This window comes from Streptomyces sp. HUAS MG56 (genome assembly GCF_058673395.1).
On the sequence record NZ_CM178722.1, the window covers coordinates 2398015 to 2413823 of the forward strand.

The 15809-nt window shown below is 71.8% G+C and carries 12 protein-coding genes and 3 pseudogenes; 7 read left to right on the forward strand and 8 right to left on the reverse strand.

Annotation, left to right across the window (positions count from 1 at the left end; translation table 11 throughout):
* Positions 1 to 80: 80 nt before the first annotated feature.
* The 3 genes from AC4OXY_RS11470 to AC4OXY_RS11480 form a co-directional block, all read right to left on the reverse strand.
* Positions 81 to 1076: a hypothetical protein gene (locus tag AC4OXY_RS11470; RefSeq protein ID WP_451237246.1), complete on the reverse strand. Its 996-nt coding sequence runs from the start codon at positions 1074 to 1076 to the stop codon at positions 81 to 83.
* A gap of 9 nt (positions 1077 to 1085) precedes the next feature.
* On the reverse strand, positions 1086 to 4991 hold the full coding sequence (locus AC4OXY_RS11475) for a CHAT domain-containing protein (protein ID WP_491993858.1): 3906 nt from the start codon (positions 4989 to 4991) through the stop codon (positions 1086 to 1088).
* Positions 4992 to 5251: 260 nt separating this feature from the next.
* On the reverse strand, positions 5252 to 5494 hold the full coding sequence (locus AC4OXY_RS11480) for a short-chain fatty acyl-CoA regulator family protein (RefSeq protein ID WP_451237250.1): 243 nt from the start codon (positions 5492 to 5494) through the stop codon (positions 5252 to 5254).
* Positions 5495 to 5800: 306 nt separating this feature from the next.
* Here AC4OXY_RS11480 and AC4OXY_RS11485 point away from each other — a divergent pair.
* From AC4OXY_RS11485 to AC4OXY_RS11495, 3 genes and pseudogenes are all read left to right on the forward strand, one after another.
* Positions 5801 to 6085, forward strand: a pseudogene (locus tag AC4OXY_RS11485) (IS630 family transposase); the annotation flags it as partial.
* Positions 6086 to 6198: 113 nt separating this feature from the next.
* Positions 6199 to 6768: pseudogene (locus AC4OXY_RS11490) on the forward strand (oxygenase MpaB family protein); the annotation flags it as partial.
* Positions 6769 to 6816: 48 nt separating this feature from the next.
* Complete coding sequence (locus tag AC4OXY_RS11495; RefSeq protein ID WP_491994816.1) at positions 6817 to 7515, forward strand: DegT/DnrJ/EryC1/StrS family aminotransferase; 699 nt, start codon at positions 6817 to 6819, stop codon at positions 7513 to 7515.
* A gap of 267 nt (positions 7516 to 7782) precedes the next feature.
* On the opposite strand, the gene AC4OXY_RS11500 is transcribed toward AC4OXY_RS11495, so the two are convergent.
* Entirely contained in the window at positions 7783 to 9405 is a 1623-nt protein-coding gene (locus AC4OXY_RS11500; RefSeq protein WP_491994817.1) for an FAD-dependent oxidoreductase, read from the reverse strand.
* Positions 9406 to 9494: 89 nt separating this feature from the next.
* Between AC4OXY_RS11500 and AC4OXY_RS11505 the strand changes: the two genes are divergently transcribed.
* Both AC4OXY_RS11505 and AC4OXY_RS11510 read left to right on the forward strand, forming a co-directional pair.
* Positions 9495 to 10217 carry a TetR/AcrR family transcriptional regulator gene (locus tag AC4OXY_RS11505; protein ID WP_356026606.1) on the forward strand — a complete coding sequence of 241 codons (723 nt, stop codon included), beginning with the start codon at positions 9495 to 9497 and terminating at the stop codon, positions 10215 to 10217.
* A gap of 254 nt (positions 10218 to 10471) precedes the next feature.
* The gene (locus AC4OXY_RS11510) at positions 10472 to 11125 is read left to right on the forward strand and encodes a DedA family protein (RefSeq protein ID WP_491993859.1); all 654 of its coding nucleotides are present in this window, start codon (positions 10472 to 10474) and stop codon (positions 11123 to 11125) included.
* Positions 11126 to 11164: 39 nt separating this feature from the next.
* Here the strand turns inward: AC4OXY_RS11510 and AC4OXY_RS11515 are convergent.
* Positions 11165 to 12162, reverse strand: a pseudogene (locus AC4OXY_RS11515) (amidohydrolase); the annotation flags it as partial.
* On the reverse strand, positions 12161 to 12649 hold the full coding sequence (locus AC4OXY_RS11520) for a hypothetical protein (RefSeq protein ID WP_491993860.1): 489 nt from the start codon (positions 12647 to 12649) through the stop codon (positions 12161 to 12163). The pseudogene AC4OXY_RS11515 and the gene AC4OXY_RS11520, both read right to left, overlap by 2 nt.
* Positions 12650 to 12790: 141 nt before the next feature.
* On the opposite strand from AC4OXY_RS11520, the gene AC4OXY_RS11525 reads away from it, so the two are divergent.
* Both AC4OXY_RS11525 and AC4OXY_RS11530 read left to right on the forward strand, forming a co-directional pair.
* Positions 12791 to 13150, forward strand: a complete 360-nt coding sequence (locus tag AC4OXY_RS11525) for a DUF779 domain-containing protein (protein WP_356026612.1) — start codon at positions 12791 to 12793, stop codon at positions 13148 to 13150.
* Positions 13151 to 13242: 92 nt separating this feature from the next.
* Positions 13243 to 14484: a phosphodiester glycosidase family protein gene (locus AC4OXY_RS11530; RefSeq protein WP_362820248.1), complete on the forward strand. Its 1242-nt coding sequence runs from the start codon at positions 13243 to 13245 to the stop codon at positions 14482 to 14484.
* 12 nt (positions 14485 to 14496) lie between these two features.
* Here the strand turns inward: AC4OXY_RS11530 and AC4OXY_RS11535 are convergent, their stop codons facing one another.
* Positions 14497 to 14691 carry a hypothetical protein gene (locus AC4OXY_RS11535; protein ID WP_071374410.1) on the reverse strand — a complete coding sequence of 65 codons (195 nt, stop codon included), beginning with the start codon at positions 14689 to 14691 and terminating at the stop codon, positions 14497 to 14499.
* 103 nt (positions 14692 to 14794) lie between these two features.
* Complete coding sequence (locus AC4OXY_RS11540) at positions 14795 to 15658, reverse strand: phosphatidylinositol-specific phospholipase C/glycerophosphodiester phosphodiesterase family protein (RefSeq protein ID WP_491993861.1); 864 nt, start codon at positions 15656 to 15658, stop codon at positions 14795 to 14797.
* Between the last annotated feature and the right edge of the window lie 151 nt (positions 15659 to 15809).

Genomic DNA, 15809 nt, shown 5'->3' on the forward strand with positions numbered 1-15809 from the left:
CAGCGCCGCCGCCTCGTCCAGCATCCGGACCAACTCGGACTGGACAGCCGACTGCGTCCGGGAAAACGCTCATTGTGTTGCTAGAGGGACCAGTCGTAAGGAATAGGAGTCGAGCCGTTCGGCAGCGCGCTGAGGGACAGGGACAAGGCGGCGCTCAGGATCTCGCCGGAGGTCACCTCTTGCGCACTCGAAGACGGCGGGGTGATCCCGAGCGCCCGATAGAGCCGGACCCGGTGGAGGGCGAACATGTCCCCGACATGTCGGCAGTAGGCGTCCACGCCCGCGCGCAGCGCCCGGTGCGCCGCCCCGACCAACAGGACGCACAACGTGATCCAGAACAGGCGCGGCCACCAGCCGGGCAGGAGCACCGCCCAGAGTGTGGTGGCCGCCGAGCACATCAGTGCCTGCACCCGGGCGAAGACACGGGTCGCCGCTGCCGTCAGGTCATCGCGGTCGGGGGCCTCCAGTGCTTTGACGAACGGGTCCCAGCAGACGCTCAGTTCGAGACCATACTTGCGGCGCGTCTCGGCGGACACCGAGATCAGCGCGTTGCCCAGTGCCGTGGGCAACAACTGTTCCGGGTCGCGCGGCCGCGGATAGCGCGCGGATGCCGCCCGACTACGCGCGGCATGCCAGCCAGTCTGCACCTGCCAGGCGGCGAGGGCATCCCCGCTCAGCCCCGCCGGCGGCTCCGAACGTCGTGCGAATGCGGCGCGCCGGGCACGGTGCCGCGCGATGCGGCGCCGGGTGTACGCGAGCGCAGGCCGGGACGTGCCCCAGCGGCCCGCCAAGACTTCGAGCACGAAGGGAGCCGACGCCGAGGCTGCCCAGGCGGACACCACCACGAGTGCGAGTGCGGCCGCGGACAGCACGAGGGGACCCACCGGTTGCTGCGCGGCGATGCCGCAATACACGCGTGTCCATGACTCGGTGGTGCGGCATGGATGGGCGCCGTCATCACGACGCCACAGCACGATCAACGTGCCCGCAAGCCAGAACAGCAGCAGCGGACCGCCCATCGCAGCGCTCCAGCGCTTCGCGATCGGCTCCAGGAATCCCTTGACGAGTCCGCCCACAGCAACCACCTACGCCGAGTTGACGAAGGCGCTGTCGGGATGCGCGGGACAGCAATCGGCGGCGTAGGGCGAGTCATCGTCGCCGATCGCCTCCTCGGCGCAGTCGGTCACCGGGCAGGTCCATACGATCTCAGCCGATCCAGGTCCCGGCAGACTCGGGAAGATCGGCAGTCTGAACCCGGAGCCACCGGACGACCCACCGCCATCCGTGCGGTCCTCGGCGAGCTCAGCGATCACCGACGAGGCCCCGTCAGCGGGCGGCGCCGTCGGATGTCCCCGGCCCTGATGGACGAATGCGGCCCAGAAGAAGGGGTCCTCCGCCGATGTCCTGGCCTTGGTGCTCTGTCCTCGGGTCCGGGCGCGGGCCTCGCGCAGCAGCCGCAGCTGGGCCGTGCGCAACGCTTCGGCAGGCGGCATTCCGTCGAGGTTGAGCAGAGTGTGGAAGTCCCGCATCAACGCGGCGGTCGTGGCATCTTCCACGTGCCACAGCGACCCCACCACGGCGGCTGCCCCCGCCGCGACAAATGCCGTCGACAGGCTCAGAGCACCGTCGTAGTGCGCTCCCGGCACCGCCGTCGCGCAGGCGGACAGGACCACCAGGGCCTGCGTGCTCCGTGCGGCGCTGTTGCCGTGGGCCAGACCCAGAAGGCGACCGGCTCGCAGCCGCTGCCCGCCGGCCAGCATCAAGTACGAGTCCGTCGCAGGGATACCGTTGCGCGCGTGGCAGGCGAAGTGAGCCACTGGGTGGCCGCGTTCGGCCGCATGGCCCTGAAGCGCGGTGAGCACGGCGGCGGGCGTGGCGGGCGCCACGCTCTCCCCGGAGCCACCGAGCCGCTGCCCCTTGGCATAGAACCAGCGGTAGACGTCTTCGCCCTCCTGGCGGGCATGAGGCAGATCGCCCGTGGGGTCGAAGACCACGAGCCCACTCCCCGCGAGCGGTGCCAAGGAACGCGCGGCGACCCGGGTCAACATCCCTAGTGAGGACGCGTAGCTGACGGACATTGACTCGATTGCGAAGCGGTGCGTCCAACTGCCGTCATTCCGGCGCACCCGGTGCCGTGCCGCGTGCCAGGGCACCAGACCCAGTGTCCCGGACGGGATCAGGACGATCCGTGGCGTTGTCTGGGGCCCCAGGGCCGAGAAATGCTCGGAGAGCTGCTTGACCGCTGCTCGCCAAGCCCAGTCGCAGACCTTGCGCAGCGCACCGCGCCACACATCACCCGGCGCCGTGTTCGCGGCTCCCCGAAGTTGCTGGTCGTGTGCGGCAGTGAAGTTGACCAGGTCCGGTGCGCCGGAGCGCAGCTGCGGAAGCCGCAGTGCATGGAGTTGTCCGGTCGAGTGCAGCACGAGGGCCCAGCCGTGGTGACGGCCAGCCAGGAGGTGCACCACGGCGTCCACGCCCAGCGTCCGACACAGATGGGCGGGCCAACCGTGCGCGAGCGGATCCGTCGTGCTCGACAGGGCGTCAAGCAAGGAGGCCCGCAGGGCATCCGCCGACTTCGGCGATGCCGGGCCGGTCATGAGCTGTGGCAGCCGGGTGCCGGTCGGCCCGGTGACCTCCAGCCGTCGCGCCCTCCGCATGCGCCGGTGCTCCTCCAGCGTCGAGCCGGTGGCGGTGACTGCGCCGGACGCCACCTCCTCGGCCAGGGCCCGGCCCGATTCGACCAGTTCGAGAGCGGCCTCGACGTCCCCGGCCTCCAGACAGGCGCGGGCGAGCACGTCCGCTTCGCCCACGACCCGGCGAACCTGTTCGGCGGATCGGTCACCCAGGTGGCGGATGAGGGTGTCGACGATGCACTCACGCAGCACGCCACGCATGGTGAGTGGCTCCTCACGCAGGGCGGCGCGCCAGTCGTCGCTTCTCGGGAGCCGAGAGCGTCCCGACTCGACGGCCCACTCGTCAAGCGCCTCGCGCACACGCGTCCAGACCGGCCGTGCCGCGCGCAGCTGGCCGGCGCCCTCACCCAGCCTCTCCTCACGTGCGATGGCCAGACTCGCATCCACGTTCGCCCGGGTGAGGAGATCGTAGATCCGCGAGCAGTCCCGCTCGTGGTTCCGGACGACGTCCAGCGCGTCGATCAGGGCCACGGCAGCATCGTCCAGTGGATCGCCCGCATAGCCGGGCACGGCCCCGGCGCCGACAGCTGGCAGCTCATGCAGATTCAGCAGCGCGCACCCGAACTCGGCGCGCAGTGAGGCCAGACGCACTGCGGACTGATCTCCCCACTGCAGGCAGTGATCCAGGAGACGCGCAGCAGCCATTGCATCCATCGGAGCGCGCAGCACCTCGGCGCGGGACAGCAGGGCTAGGCCGAGCCCGGCCGCTGCCGTCACGTGCGTTCCCTCGGGGCCGGCGGTCCTACGCACCTCTTCTGCTCCCATGCGCACGGCGTCGTCCAGCGCATGCAAGTCGCTGCCGTACTGGTACAAGGCATGGCAGACGGTGGCCAGCGCCGAGCGGTCCTCGGCGCGCTCCAGGAGACTACGAGCGGTCCGCAAGTCGTCCGCCTCGCCAGCCAGTTCATATCTCCACAAGAGAGCCTCACCGAGCGTGCCGAGCCATACAGCACGCTCTGGAAAGTCCGCGGGGGCATTTGCCACCGCACCCGCGAGGGTGGCGACGAGGTCTTCCAAGGCGTCACGGCCAGCGCTGTGCTCGACGCGCAGACGCTGCGCTGAGACGAGCACACGGGTCCACTCGAGTCGAGCAGCGGAGTCGCGCTCCTGGAGCTCGTCTGTCTCCAGTGCGCGGGTGAGGTGTTGCACGGCGCGGTCGAGCTCGTCCGGCACGCGGGACCGTTCGTACTCGGCAAGATGGGTGTAGCCCACGCTTGCCCATGCCTCGCGCAGCACCGTCGCATCGTGTACGAGCATCTGCGCCGTGGCGATGCGGCGGTGTTGGGCCAACGCCCTTTCCAGGTAAGTGGCCTGCCGTGACAGCGCGTATTGCTGCCGTTGGATCGCCCCGGTCAGACGCAGCCATGAAACCGACGTGACATGGGTCCATCCCTGCGTGGCGCCCCACAGCGCGTCGGCCGAGGCTTCGAGGTCGGCAGGGTCTCCGTCGGCCTCGTGGCGCAACCAGAGAGCGGCGCCCAACACGCTGTGCCACAAAACGGGGTAGCGGGCCCCCGCCCACTCTGAGACCGCAGCTCCCTGTGCCGTCCTGGCTCGGTGCAGGGCCTCGTTGAGATCATCCGCGTGTCTAGCAGCGTCGTAACGCATGAGCTGTGCCAACGCCAGATCGCCGAGCAGAATATGCCCCTGCCGGACGGAATCGTCTTCGACCGACGCCGCAGCCGCCTGGAGAACGCCGATGGCTTGGTTCAATGCGTCAACATTGCGGGTGTCGGCGAACCGCATGAGGTGGGTCCGGCCCAACCGTAGGGGCACCCTCCAAGCCTCCTCCTCGCTGTCGGCCCAAACCTCCGTAGGGTCGAGGGTGTCGCGCATCGCCAAGATGCTGGCCAGCAGCTCATACGCCGAGACCTCCCCCGTGTAACCGTTTGTAGCCCCCAAGGCTGCAGGCAGTGGCATGGGGGCCAGATTCCGGCTCTCGCCCGTACGGGCGTCGACGAGGTCGAGCAGCTCACCAAGGCGGTCCGGGTCGGGTTCACCAGGGGCCGGTGACGCGACGGTCTCGTATCGGGTGATCCCCACCGGCGGTGCTGCGAGGTGGCCGAACCGTTCGCGCAGCTCCGGCGTTGCGGAGCCTAAGGCATCGGCGGCGCTGAGAGCTGCGACAGCGTCGATCAAGGCGCCGTCGTCCGTTCCCTCCTCATAGGCGTCGAGGGCGCGCTCGCCAATCAGGCGAGCCCGCAGCCCGGCAGGCAGGACTTGCTCAGTGGTGGGGAGCCAACGACCGGCGAGCCGTTCGACGACGGCTATGTACTGCTCCCGCTGCACCTCGGGCACCGCTGCCCCTCCCCGTAATATCAGGCAACCCAATCACGATACCGGGATCAGAGTTACTGCAGTGTGCACGGGCCGGTCGACCAGCGTCAGCAGTCGCTGGATCCCGTGGCAGGCGAGCGGGATCAGCTCGTCCAGGGTGGCAGGGGTCGGCGCCGAGAAGCACCGTTTATATGACTGAGCTGTCATCGGCCTGGCTGGACGCCGGCCCGGCAGCCACCGGCTGCTGATCCGCCGCAACCGGGCTCGTGTCAGGACAGCCGCTATGAGCGGGGTCGTGGCTGTAGCTGTCCGACCAGGTGGAAGACCTCCCGAGCCGCATTCCCCTGCAGGCGGCTATGGGCGCCACGGGGCGGGGCACCAACGCGCCGCCCGTTCGGGCCGACCCGCAACGGGTGGCCCAGCGGCGGCGCCGCCCGCTGCGGGCACTCGAGGCGTTCGCAGATGCCGCAGCAGGATCGAGGAGCGGACCTCGCCGCTGTGGGACGCCGAGGTCCCCCAAGCATCTACCCGGTCGGGGCCTCAGTGATCCGGACCAGGGACGGACCAACTCGGCTTCGCATCGGGCGATTCCATCCATTGCCGCAGGTCAGAAGCGGGTGAGGCCGTGTACCACAAGCAGACCAAGAACCTCCTCGTCTCGTACTCGCCGAAGAAGCTCGGCTTCTTCTAGTGCTCTGACCGCATCAGGTTCGCCGGGTCGGTGGTCGTGGCGGTTGGATGTGCGGTGACGTCCGATCCGACCGCTGGAGGCGAGGTGGCCGAGCCTGTCCGTGTGCGGAGACTGACCGACCGGGAGGGGCAGAAGCTGCAGCCTGGCATGTCTGGACGCTCGGTGGGCGGGAGGCCGTCCTCGCCTGCTCAGTCGTGACGACGAGGATTTCGTCGTCACGACGGCCACCCGCCCGATCAAGCTCGGCCAGCTTTTCACCCGTTGGTCGCTGCGCAAACTCGTCGTCTACCTGCGGAAAGTCCACAGCCGGGTGATCCGCAACGGGCGCGAGGCGTTACGCGGCCTGCTCGCCCGCCGTGGTGTCACCTTCCAGCGCACCAAGCCATGGAAGGAATCCCCCGACCAGGACCGCGAGGCAGAGCTGGGTGCATAGGGAGCGGCCGCATGTCGAGGCTGAAGCGCAGCGAGGTCGAACCCCAGGAGGACCACGGCTTCTTCGGGCCGGGCTCGGTGGTGTGGAAGGTCTGGGGCTATCCGATGGCGCCGACGGTGGGTTTCCAGCGGGCCGTGGTGGTGGAGGAGCTGGACCCGCCGCTGGTGGCCGCGGTCCACGCCGCCCAGGGCATCTACCGGCGCTCCCGCACGCGCTGCGACCGGACCCTTCGCTACTTCGCCACGGTGGCGTTCGCCGGTTCGCGGCACGTGTGCAAGGCCGCGGACGTCCTGGTCAAGGTCCGTTCCAGGGCGATCGGCCATCTGTCCTACGGCGGCGGGACCTACGATGCCAACGGTCCCGCCTCGCAGCTGTGGATCCCGCTCACCGGCTGGCACGCGGTCCTGTACGCGTAGGAGAAGTACGGCCCCGGGAAACTCACCGCCGCCAAGGAGCGGGAGTACTGGCAGGCATGTACCGTCACAGCGGAACAGCAGATGTGCTCCCCGAACGACATCCCGCCCGACCGTGACGGTGTCCGCGCGTATTTCGAGCGCATGCGGCCGCAGTTGTCCGCCAGCCCGATCGCCCGGCAGGCCATGCACCACCTCCTGAAGAGCGAGCTCATACAGCCTCCGGCACCGCGCTGGGCCAAGCCGGGGAGCCTGGCGGCGGCAAAGGCGCAGCCGATCGCCACGGTCGAGCAGGCGCTGCGCGACGAGTTGGGCGTCGCGGACGTCATCGCCTGCTGCAGCGGCACCTCGGCGCTGACGCTCGTTCTCCACACGATGGGCGTGGACCCGGACGACGAGGTCGTCGTACCAGCCTACGGATGTGCCCCGTCGGCGAACACCGTCGTCGGTCTCGCAGCCACGCCCGTCTTCGCCGACATCCAGCCCTGGACGATGGTGGTCGACCTCGAGCAGGTCGAGCGCGCGATCACCGGCCGTACCAAGGCCGTCGTCCCCGCGCACATGTTCTCGGTGATGGCCGACACGCCGGCGCTGCGGCGCCCGGCGCGGCAGCACGAGGTCCGGCTGGTGGAGGACTCCGCGGTGGCGCAGGGTGCCGTCCTGGACGGACGTGCCGCCGGGAGCCGGGGCGATGCGGGACTCTTCTCGTTCGTCCAGGTCAAGACGTTCGGCACGGCGGGCGAAGGCGGGGCCGTCGTCGCCGACGACGCCGCGCTGGGCCGCCTCGTACGGTCGCTGCGCACCACGGCCGGGGCGGCCGGCGGTTCGTCTACGACCGCATCGGGTACGACAACCGCTTCGACGAGGTGCTCGCCGCGTTCCGGCTGCACCGGCTTCCGGGGCTGGCCGCACGGCTGGAGCGCCGGGACGCCATCGCCGAGTACGACCACCGGCACTCACCGGCGACCCACATCGCGCAGGAACTCGCCGCGCTCGGCGCGCAGGTGAGCTACCACGCCCCCTACACCCACGACTTCTCCCTGGCCGACGTGCCCCCTGCCCCGCCGGCCGGACCCGCTGAACGCCGCCCGCTGCGCCGACCTGACGATTCTCGTCCAGGGTCGTCGCACGTACGACCTCACCGAACTCGCCGGCACGGCCCGCCTCCTCTTCGACACGACCGGCCGCGTACCGGGGGACCGGGCCGTCCGGCTCTGAACCCTCGACGCCCTTCGGTCACGTCCGAGACAACCCGCAGCGTCGCGGCCTCGCCCTTCACCGCTGTGCCGGCCCGGCGCCGTGTGCCGCATCACCCGCCCACTGCTGCAGGGCGGTTTCGAGACCGGTGACGGCAGGGGTGACGGCAGCGGTGTCGGTGGTGTCGCAGGCCCAGACGACCACCCCGTCCGGGCGTACCAGCAGCCCGGCCGGCGTCGTCGCGTGGTCGTCGGTCACGCTGGTCACCCGCCCGGCCCAGGCCGCGGCGAGGCGGGCGAAGGCGCCGTCCGGAGTGCGGTCGAGCAGCAGGAATCCGCCACCGTGACCGTGGTCGACCAGACGGGAGCCGTCCCTCAGCCACAGGTCGGGGGCGTACCGCCCGACCAGCGGATGATCGCCGGGCAGGTCGACGCGCTGTGTGACGCCGGAGATCTTCTTGACCGCATGGGTCGCGCCGGCCCGTGTGCTCAGCAGATCGGCGACGACCTCACGGAGCGCGGCCGACTTCGGGTCCCCGCGCATCACCCCGGTCTGGGCCCGCGTCCAGTCCAGCACCCAGGCGCCGAGGGGACGACGCTCGGCGTCATAGGTGTCGAGCAGCCCGTCGGGGGCCCACCCGGCGACCACGGCACCGAGCTTCCAACCGAGGTTCATCGCGTCGCCGACCCCGAGATTGAGCCCCTGCCCGCCGAACGGCGAGTGCACGTGCGCGGCGTCACCGGCCAGCAGCACCCGCCCCGACCGGTAGGCCGCGGCCTGGCGGGCGTTGTCGCTCCAGCGGGTCGCGGCGCCACGCAGCGCGGTCAGCGTGACATCGGTGCCCGAGACCCGGCGCAGACTGGCCTGCACCTCTTCGAGGGTGACCGGCACCATGGGCGTTCCCCCGCGCGAGCGAGGCCGAGCGTCGGCGAGGGGGGCGGGTGCGCCGTCGAATTCCACGGTGACCACCCGCCCGGGCTGAGGCCCGCAGCGGTACGCGCCCCGGGTCGACCACACCCATCCGGGCGCGAGCTTCTCGGGATCGGCGATGTCGACGACCGCCAAGCGCCCGGTGAGTTCCGGGTCGGTGCCGGGGAAGTCGATGCCCGCGAGGCGGCGTACGGTGCTGTGCCCGCCGTCGCACCCGACCAGCCACCCGGTGCGCACCGGGCCGGCGGTGGTGCCGACGAGTACGCCGTCGCCGGTGTCCTCGAACGCGGTGACCTCCACCCCGCGGCGCACCGGTACGCCGAGGCGCGTCGCATGCTCGGTCAGCAAGCCCTCCAGCTCGCGCTGCGGCACCATCTGCGCGCCGCCGACCGCGGCGTGCGCGGCGAGGTCGGCATCGGACCAGTCCACGAGGCCGGCGTCGAGGACCATTCCGGCGAAATGCCCGGTGAACCGCGTCTCGTGGGCCCGTGGGCGGTCACCGGACGGCCGGTCGCCGGTCGCGGGAGCGAACGAGCCCATCCGGTCCAGCATCTCCCGCTGCACCTGTTCGGCGGCGGGCAGCAGACCGCGGCGGTCGAGGGCCTCGGCCGTCGGCACGTTGATGGCTCCGGCCTTCATCGCCCGGTCCGGCTCGGCCCGTCGTTCGAGTACCTGCACCCTCGCCCCGGAGAGCGCCAGTTCGGCGGCGAGCACGAGGCCCACCGGCCCGGCGCCGACCACGGTCACGTCCACATCCACGCCCACGTCCATGTCCTGGTTCACGTCCACTCGGTTCACAGCCACTGTCACGAACGGTGTTCTACAAACGAACGTCGTTCGTGTCAAGTTATGATGGCCGGGTGAACCCGAGAGAGCGACGCGCGGCGCGCCATCAGCCGCCGAACCCCGAGGCCGCGACCGACGCCAGACCACGGCGCCGCAAGGTCCCGATCACCGTGGAACAGGTCGTCGACACCGCGCTGGGCGTCGTCGCCACAGAGGGCTACGAGGCGCTGACCATGCGCCGGCTGGCCGGCGCGCTCGACACCGGACCCGCCTCGCTCTACGCCCACGTGGTCAACAAGGCCGACCTCGACGAGCTGCTCATCGGGCGGCTGTGCGCCGGGCTCGTCCTGCCCGCCCCCGACCCCGCCACCTGGCGGGAGCAGATCCGCGGTGTGTGCGCCCAGATGCGCGACCAGTACCTGAAGTACCCCGGGATCTCCCGCGCCGCGCTCGCCATGGCCCCCACCGACCTCCAGACCATGCGCGTCACCGAGGGCATGCTGGCCATCCTGCTCGCCGGCGGCGTCCCCCCGCAGTCCGCGGCCTGGGCGATCGACGCCCTCCTGCTGTACGTGGCCGCCTACTGCCTCGAAGTGTCCGTCGCGCGCCGGCGAGCGGCGGACGACGACACCGCCTGGGTCCTCGACCGCGACGAGCTCGTGCGCCGGTTCACCGCCCTGCCCGTCGAGACCTTCCCCCACACCACCCGCCACGCCGCCGAGCTCACCGCCGGCGAGGGCCACGACCGGTTCGACTTCACCCTCGGCGTGCTGATCGACGGCCTCGCACACCGCTGAACCGAGAGCGTTTGCGACCGCCGGGCCCGATGCGCGTCGGGCCGCCGGACCCGCCGTCGTATCGGCTGCGCTGCCGTGGGCGCGGCGGACGTACGGCGTGCAGGACGACCTCATGGTCTGTGTGGCCCAAGCCGGTCACCGGCCTCCGGCCCTGGGGTCGTGACGCGGGCGGTTTCGCGCCGGACGGGCGATCCTGGTGAGCGAGCGGTGCTGCGCGGAAGCAGTGCTGCGAGGAGGCCAGGAGGCGCGCCCCGGTGATCGCCGTCAACCCGTTGAACAGCGCCTCGGTACTGGCCGCCTTCGGCGCGCTGGGCGTCCTGGTGGTGCTCTTCGCCGAGTCCGGACTGCTGGTCGTCGGCTTCTTCCTGCCCGGTGACACGCTGCTGTTCCCGGCCGGGGTGCTGTGCGCCGGCAGCGCGCACCAGCCGCCCCGCCTCGCGCTGTGGCAGGTGCTGGTGTGCGCCGCCGTCGGGGCGGTGGTCGGCGGGCAGGTCGGCTATCTGATCGGCCGCCGTGGCGGGCAGGCGCTTCTGGCCCGTACCTCCAGCCGCCGGGTGAAGGCGACGGCCGCCCGCGCCGAGGAACTGCTCGCGCGCTACGGCTATGGGAAGGCGCTGGTCATCGGCCGGTTCGTGCCGCTGCTGCGGACGGTCCTGCACCCCGTGGCCGGTGCGCTCGGCGTGCCTGTCCGCACCTTCACGCGGTGGCAGACCGTGGGCGGCGTGCTGTGGTCACAGACGCTGGTCCTCGCCGGTTACAGCCTGGGGGCGTCGGTCCCGCACATCGACGACTACCTGCTGCCGCTCGTCGCCGTGGTCGTCGTCGCGTCGATGGTGCCGTTGCTGATCGAGGCGTACCGCCGACGGCGCGAAGGCCGACCGGACCGGGCCTCGCGCCGGAGCCGTTGATCGAGCGCGGCCCCCCGCGCGCCCCTTCGGGGCGTCTCGGACGTCCGTATCCCGGGACGTGACCCGGCCCCCGACCACCGTCAGCACGACCGGCCGATCCGCCAGATCCGTGTCGGGCACCGCCAGCGGATCGTCGGCCAGGACCGTGAGGTCGGCGCGGTGTCCCACGGAGATCGCCCCCGCCCGCGTCTCCTCCCCCGCCGCCCAGGCCGCGTTGACCGTCATGCCCCGAGCGCCTGGAGCGGCGCGACGGGCCAGTCCGAGCCGAGCACGATCCGCGCCCCGGCCTCCCACAGGTCACGGCAGCGGAACGCCTGCCCGGCACGCTCCTCGTAGAGCCGGCGCGACCAGTTGTCGGTGTGGTCGGCACGCGTGAACTCGCAGCAGTGCGTGGGCTGCATCGACGCGGCCACGCCGAGCGGCGCGAACCGCCGTACGGTGCCGTCCGGGACGGTCTCGACGTGCTCGACGCGGTGGCGCACCGGCCGCGCGGCATCCGGCCCCTCCACTCGCCCCTGCGCCTGCCCCTCCGCCTGCGCCTGCGCCACGGAGTCGAGGACATGGCGCACCGCCGCGTCGCCGATCGCGTGCGTGGCCGTCGGCATGCCGGCGCGGTGCAGGGCCGTGACGACCTGGGTGTAGCGCCGCGGGTCGAGCCAGTGGGCGTGAGCCGACTCGCCGTGGCAGTCCGGTGTCTCCAGCCAGGCGGTGCCGTTGTCGATCGTGCCGTCCATGAAGAGCTTCACGCCGGCCACCCGCCACAGGGCGCCGCCGGTGCCCTGGAGCCGGACGAGGCCGGCGACGGCGTCGTCGTCCGTCTCCGGCCGGCACCACGGTGCGATCCGCAGCCGCAGGGGCAAAGCGTCCTCGGCCTCCAGCGCCGTGTGGACCGCGAGGCTGTCCCCGTTCGCGTCCATCGCGTGGCCGCCGGTGAGCCCGGACGCGGCCATGGCGTGCAGCTCCTCGGCGGTCCGGGCGCGCTCCTCGGCCTCGGTGGGCCGGAGCGCGACGGCCTCGACGAGTTCGCAGGCTGCGTCAGCGCGGGGTGCCGCCCTTGCGGCGCTTGCGGTTCGGGCGGTGGGGGCGGTGGACGGCGGCCAGCTCCCCGATCGCGGCGCGGACATGGGCCGGGTCGCCCTTGCGGGAGCCTCCCGCGCACCACCAGGACGGCCGCCCGTCGACGTCCCTCGGGTGCATGCCCAGGTCGTGGACGGTGCAGACCGGCCACACCCGCCACAGCCGCTCGCTCACCGTCTCCTGGGCGGCGTCGGCGACGGCCGTCAGGGCCTCGGCGGCCGACTCGTACGGCATCAGGGGGTTGCCGTGCGCCTCGCCGTTGGAGAGGGCCACGTAGACCTGCTCGACCAGGTCCGCCATCTCCGGGTAGACCGTCAGCCGCAGCGGACGCTGCTCGGGGGCCGTCGCCGCCAGATCCCGGTTGACGGCGGCCAGCGCCTCGTCCCACAGCGGGTACTGGCCGACGGGCACCTGGCGCGGCTCGGCCGGAAGGAAGGAAGCAGACATACGCGCATCCTCCCAGACGGGCGACCGGCCGGATCGAACCCGTTCGAGGCGGCGAACGCGGCCTTCTGGACGCCTCTGTGACGAGCCGTGAGACTGGGCCGTGTACGGCGCCCCGGCGCCCCGCTCTTCAGGACGGTGACCATGGAAGAGGAAGTCCCCCGCGTCGAACTCACCCGGCGGGCCGAGGAGCTGGTGCGGCAACTGCGCGCCGCACACGGTCCGCTGATGTTCCATCAGTCCGGAGGCTGCTGCGACGGCAGCGCGCCCATGTGCTACCCGGACGGCGAGTTCCGCACCGGGGACTCGGACGTGCTGCTGGCGGAGCTGTCGGTGGACGGCGTGGCGGAGCCCGTCACCTTCTGGATGTCCCGCAGCCAGTACCAGGCGTGGAGCCACACCCGGCTGATCGTCGACGTCGTGCCCGGACGGGGCAGCGGCTTCTCGCTGGAGGCACCCGAGGGGGTGCGTTTTCTCACTCGTTCTCGCGTAGTCGAGGCCTAGTCGGCCCCCCGTCCCCCCGCTTCTGCTCAACTGCCCCTGAATCCCTTGGAACACGGGGAACCAGAAGGAAAGTTGACGAGGCATCAGGGGGCATGGTGGCAAGACGAAGCAGGCGTACGACAACGGCGAGAGCGGTTCTCACGGTGGTCACCGCGTTCGGTGTGCTGGCCGGTGCGGCCCTGACGGGGGCGGCACCGGCCGCTGCCGCACCGGCGGGCACGCGGATCGCGCCCGGGGTCACCTACCGGCAGTTCGACGTCCGGGCGGCCGCGGGTCCGACGCACGTCCATCTGCTCACCGTCGACCTGGGCGATCCGCACGTCCGCGTGGACCTGCTGTACCCGGGCAAGGTGGCGGCGCGAGCCACCGTCTCCGGGATGGCGGACGCGGCCGGGGCGGTCGCGGGGGTCAACGGTGACTTCTTCAACATCACCGAGACCCAGCACCCGGGCGTGCCCGCCACCGGCGCGAGTGTCGGCCCGGCGATCGCCCACGGGCTCGTGCTCAAGGCCGCGGTGCCGGACGGCCAGCGGTTCGGGCCCGCGCTGCCGCCGGGCACGAACACCCGGGACGTCTTCGGTGTCGGTGTCGACCGGCGGGCCCGGATGGACCGGCTCTCCCTGACCGGCGCCGTCCGCTCCCCGGAGGGCCGGTTCCCGCTGCGGGGCCTGAACCAGTACGCCCTCCCGGAGAACTCCGTCGGCGCCTTCACCTCGCGCTGGGGCAGCGCCTCGCGCGAGCGCGCGGTCTGCGGCACGGACACCGAGCGCTCGGCGCCGTGCAGCACCGACACCCACGAGGTGCGGATCCGGTCCGGCCGGGTCGTCTCCGCCTCCGACACCCCGGGCAGCGGCGCGATCCCGGCGGACACCACGGTCCTGGTCGGCCGCGAGGAGGGCGCGCGGCAGCTGCGCAAGCTCTCCGTCGGCGAGCGGGTGACCGTGACGCACACCCTGGTGGCGGCGTCGTCCGGGGTGCCGTACGCGTTCGCGATCGGCGGTTTCCCGGTGCTGCGGGACGGCCGGGAGCTGTCCGGGCTGAACGACGTCGCCTCGGCGGTGCGCACGGTCGTGGGCTTCGCGGACGGCGGACGGCGGATGCTGATCCTGGCGCTGGACGGTGCCGCCGCCTACCGGACCGGGATGACGGTCGCCGAGGAGGCGGCCACCATGCGTGCGCTGGGCGCCTCCGACGCGTTCAACCTCGACGGCGGCGGTTCGACGGAGATGGTCACCCGGAATGCCGGCGCCCGTACGGTGACGGTCCGCAACCATCCGAGCGGCGGTGCCGAGCGGCCCGTCGCGAACGGCATCGGCGTCTTCGCGGGCCCCTGAGCGGCCCGCGCCTCAGGGGTGCAGGCTGCTGACCAGTTCGGCGGTCGCGGTGAGCCCGGTGTTGATGGTGGGCCCCATGCTGGAGCCGGCCATGAAGAAGCCCAGCACCATGCAGACCAGGGCATGCGAGACCTTCAGCCCGCCGTTACGCATGAAGATCACGGCCAGAATCATGAGCAACAGCACCACAGAGATGGAAACGGCCATCGGGAACCTCCTCCGCCACGCCCCTTGAGCGGCGTTTCGGCCGCAAGTGTGGCGTAGCGGAGGGTTGGTCCGGGCGGCTGACATGTCCCCCGATCGAGTGGTGTCACGCCGTGGGGCGGGCGTCGAGGAAGGCCTCCAGGCCGGCGAGGTCGTCGGTGTTGAGGTAGTCGACGCCGGCGGCGAGCAGTTCCGTCCACAGGGCGTCGCGGGCGGGGCCCGCGGCGTCCGGTGTGGCCCAGAACCTCACCAGCTGCCCGTGCGCGTGGGCGGCTGCGGTGATGCCCCGCAGCTTCTGCCGCTCGGCGCCCGGGAACGTGCCCTCCCCGGTCCAGGTGAAGTTCGTCGTCCAGTTGTCGCTGATCAGCGGGATGAAGGAGGCGGGGGCGGTGCTGCCGAGGTCGGTGAGCCGGCCGTCGTAGAAGGCGCGCCGCTCGGTCTGCGCCGCCATGGGGATGCGGGCGGCGCGGTCGCCGGAGACGACGGCGGTGACCGGTCCGGGGTGGATGCGCCCGTGCGCGTAGCGGCTGAACAGGTGCGGGTAGCGGCGCAGATGGCGGTCGAGTTCGAGGTACGTCGAGGAGCCCTCGGTCTTGATGTCGATCAGCAGTTGGAGCGGTCGGCGCCACCCCCGGTACACCGAGCCGTGCTCGGCCCGCACGCGCGCGGCGAGGGGGTCGAGGTAGAGGGATTCGAGGGTGCGGGTCGGGTCCAGCTCGGAGCTGTCGTGACCGATGAGGAGCTGGTCGCCGACGAGGAAGATGTCGGCCTCGACGCTGTTGAACCGGTGGCCGAGCGCGTCGAACAGGGGGTGCGGGTGCTCGTAGTCGTTGTGGGCGTGCGCGTTCCACAGCGGGTGCGGGCCCCGGTGCGCGGCGGCCGCCCGGGCCGGTACCGCGGGCAGGGCGACCGCGCCGGCGAGGGCGGCGCCGAGGGTGGTGAGGGCTCTGCGTCGGGTGGTGAGGGCCATGCGCTGCCTCCCTTGAGGTGCCGGACGGGACCGGGGAGAGTATGCGTGCCCTCATCGCCCAACGACCCTGGCCCGGCGGGGAGTTGGCGCGATATTCACGTCTGCGGAGCAGCCGCCCGGGTGAAGCCCGCCGAGGTGGGGCGGGCTTCAC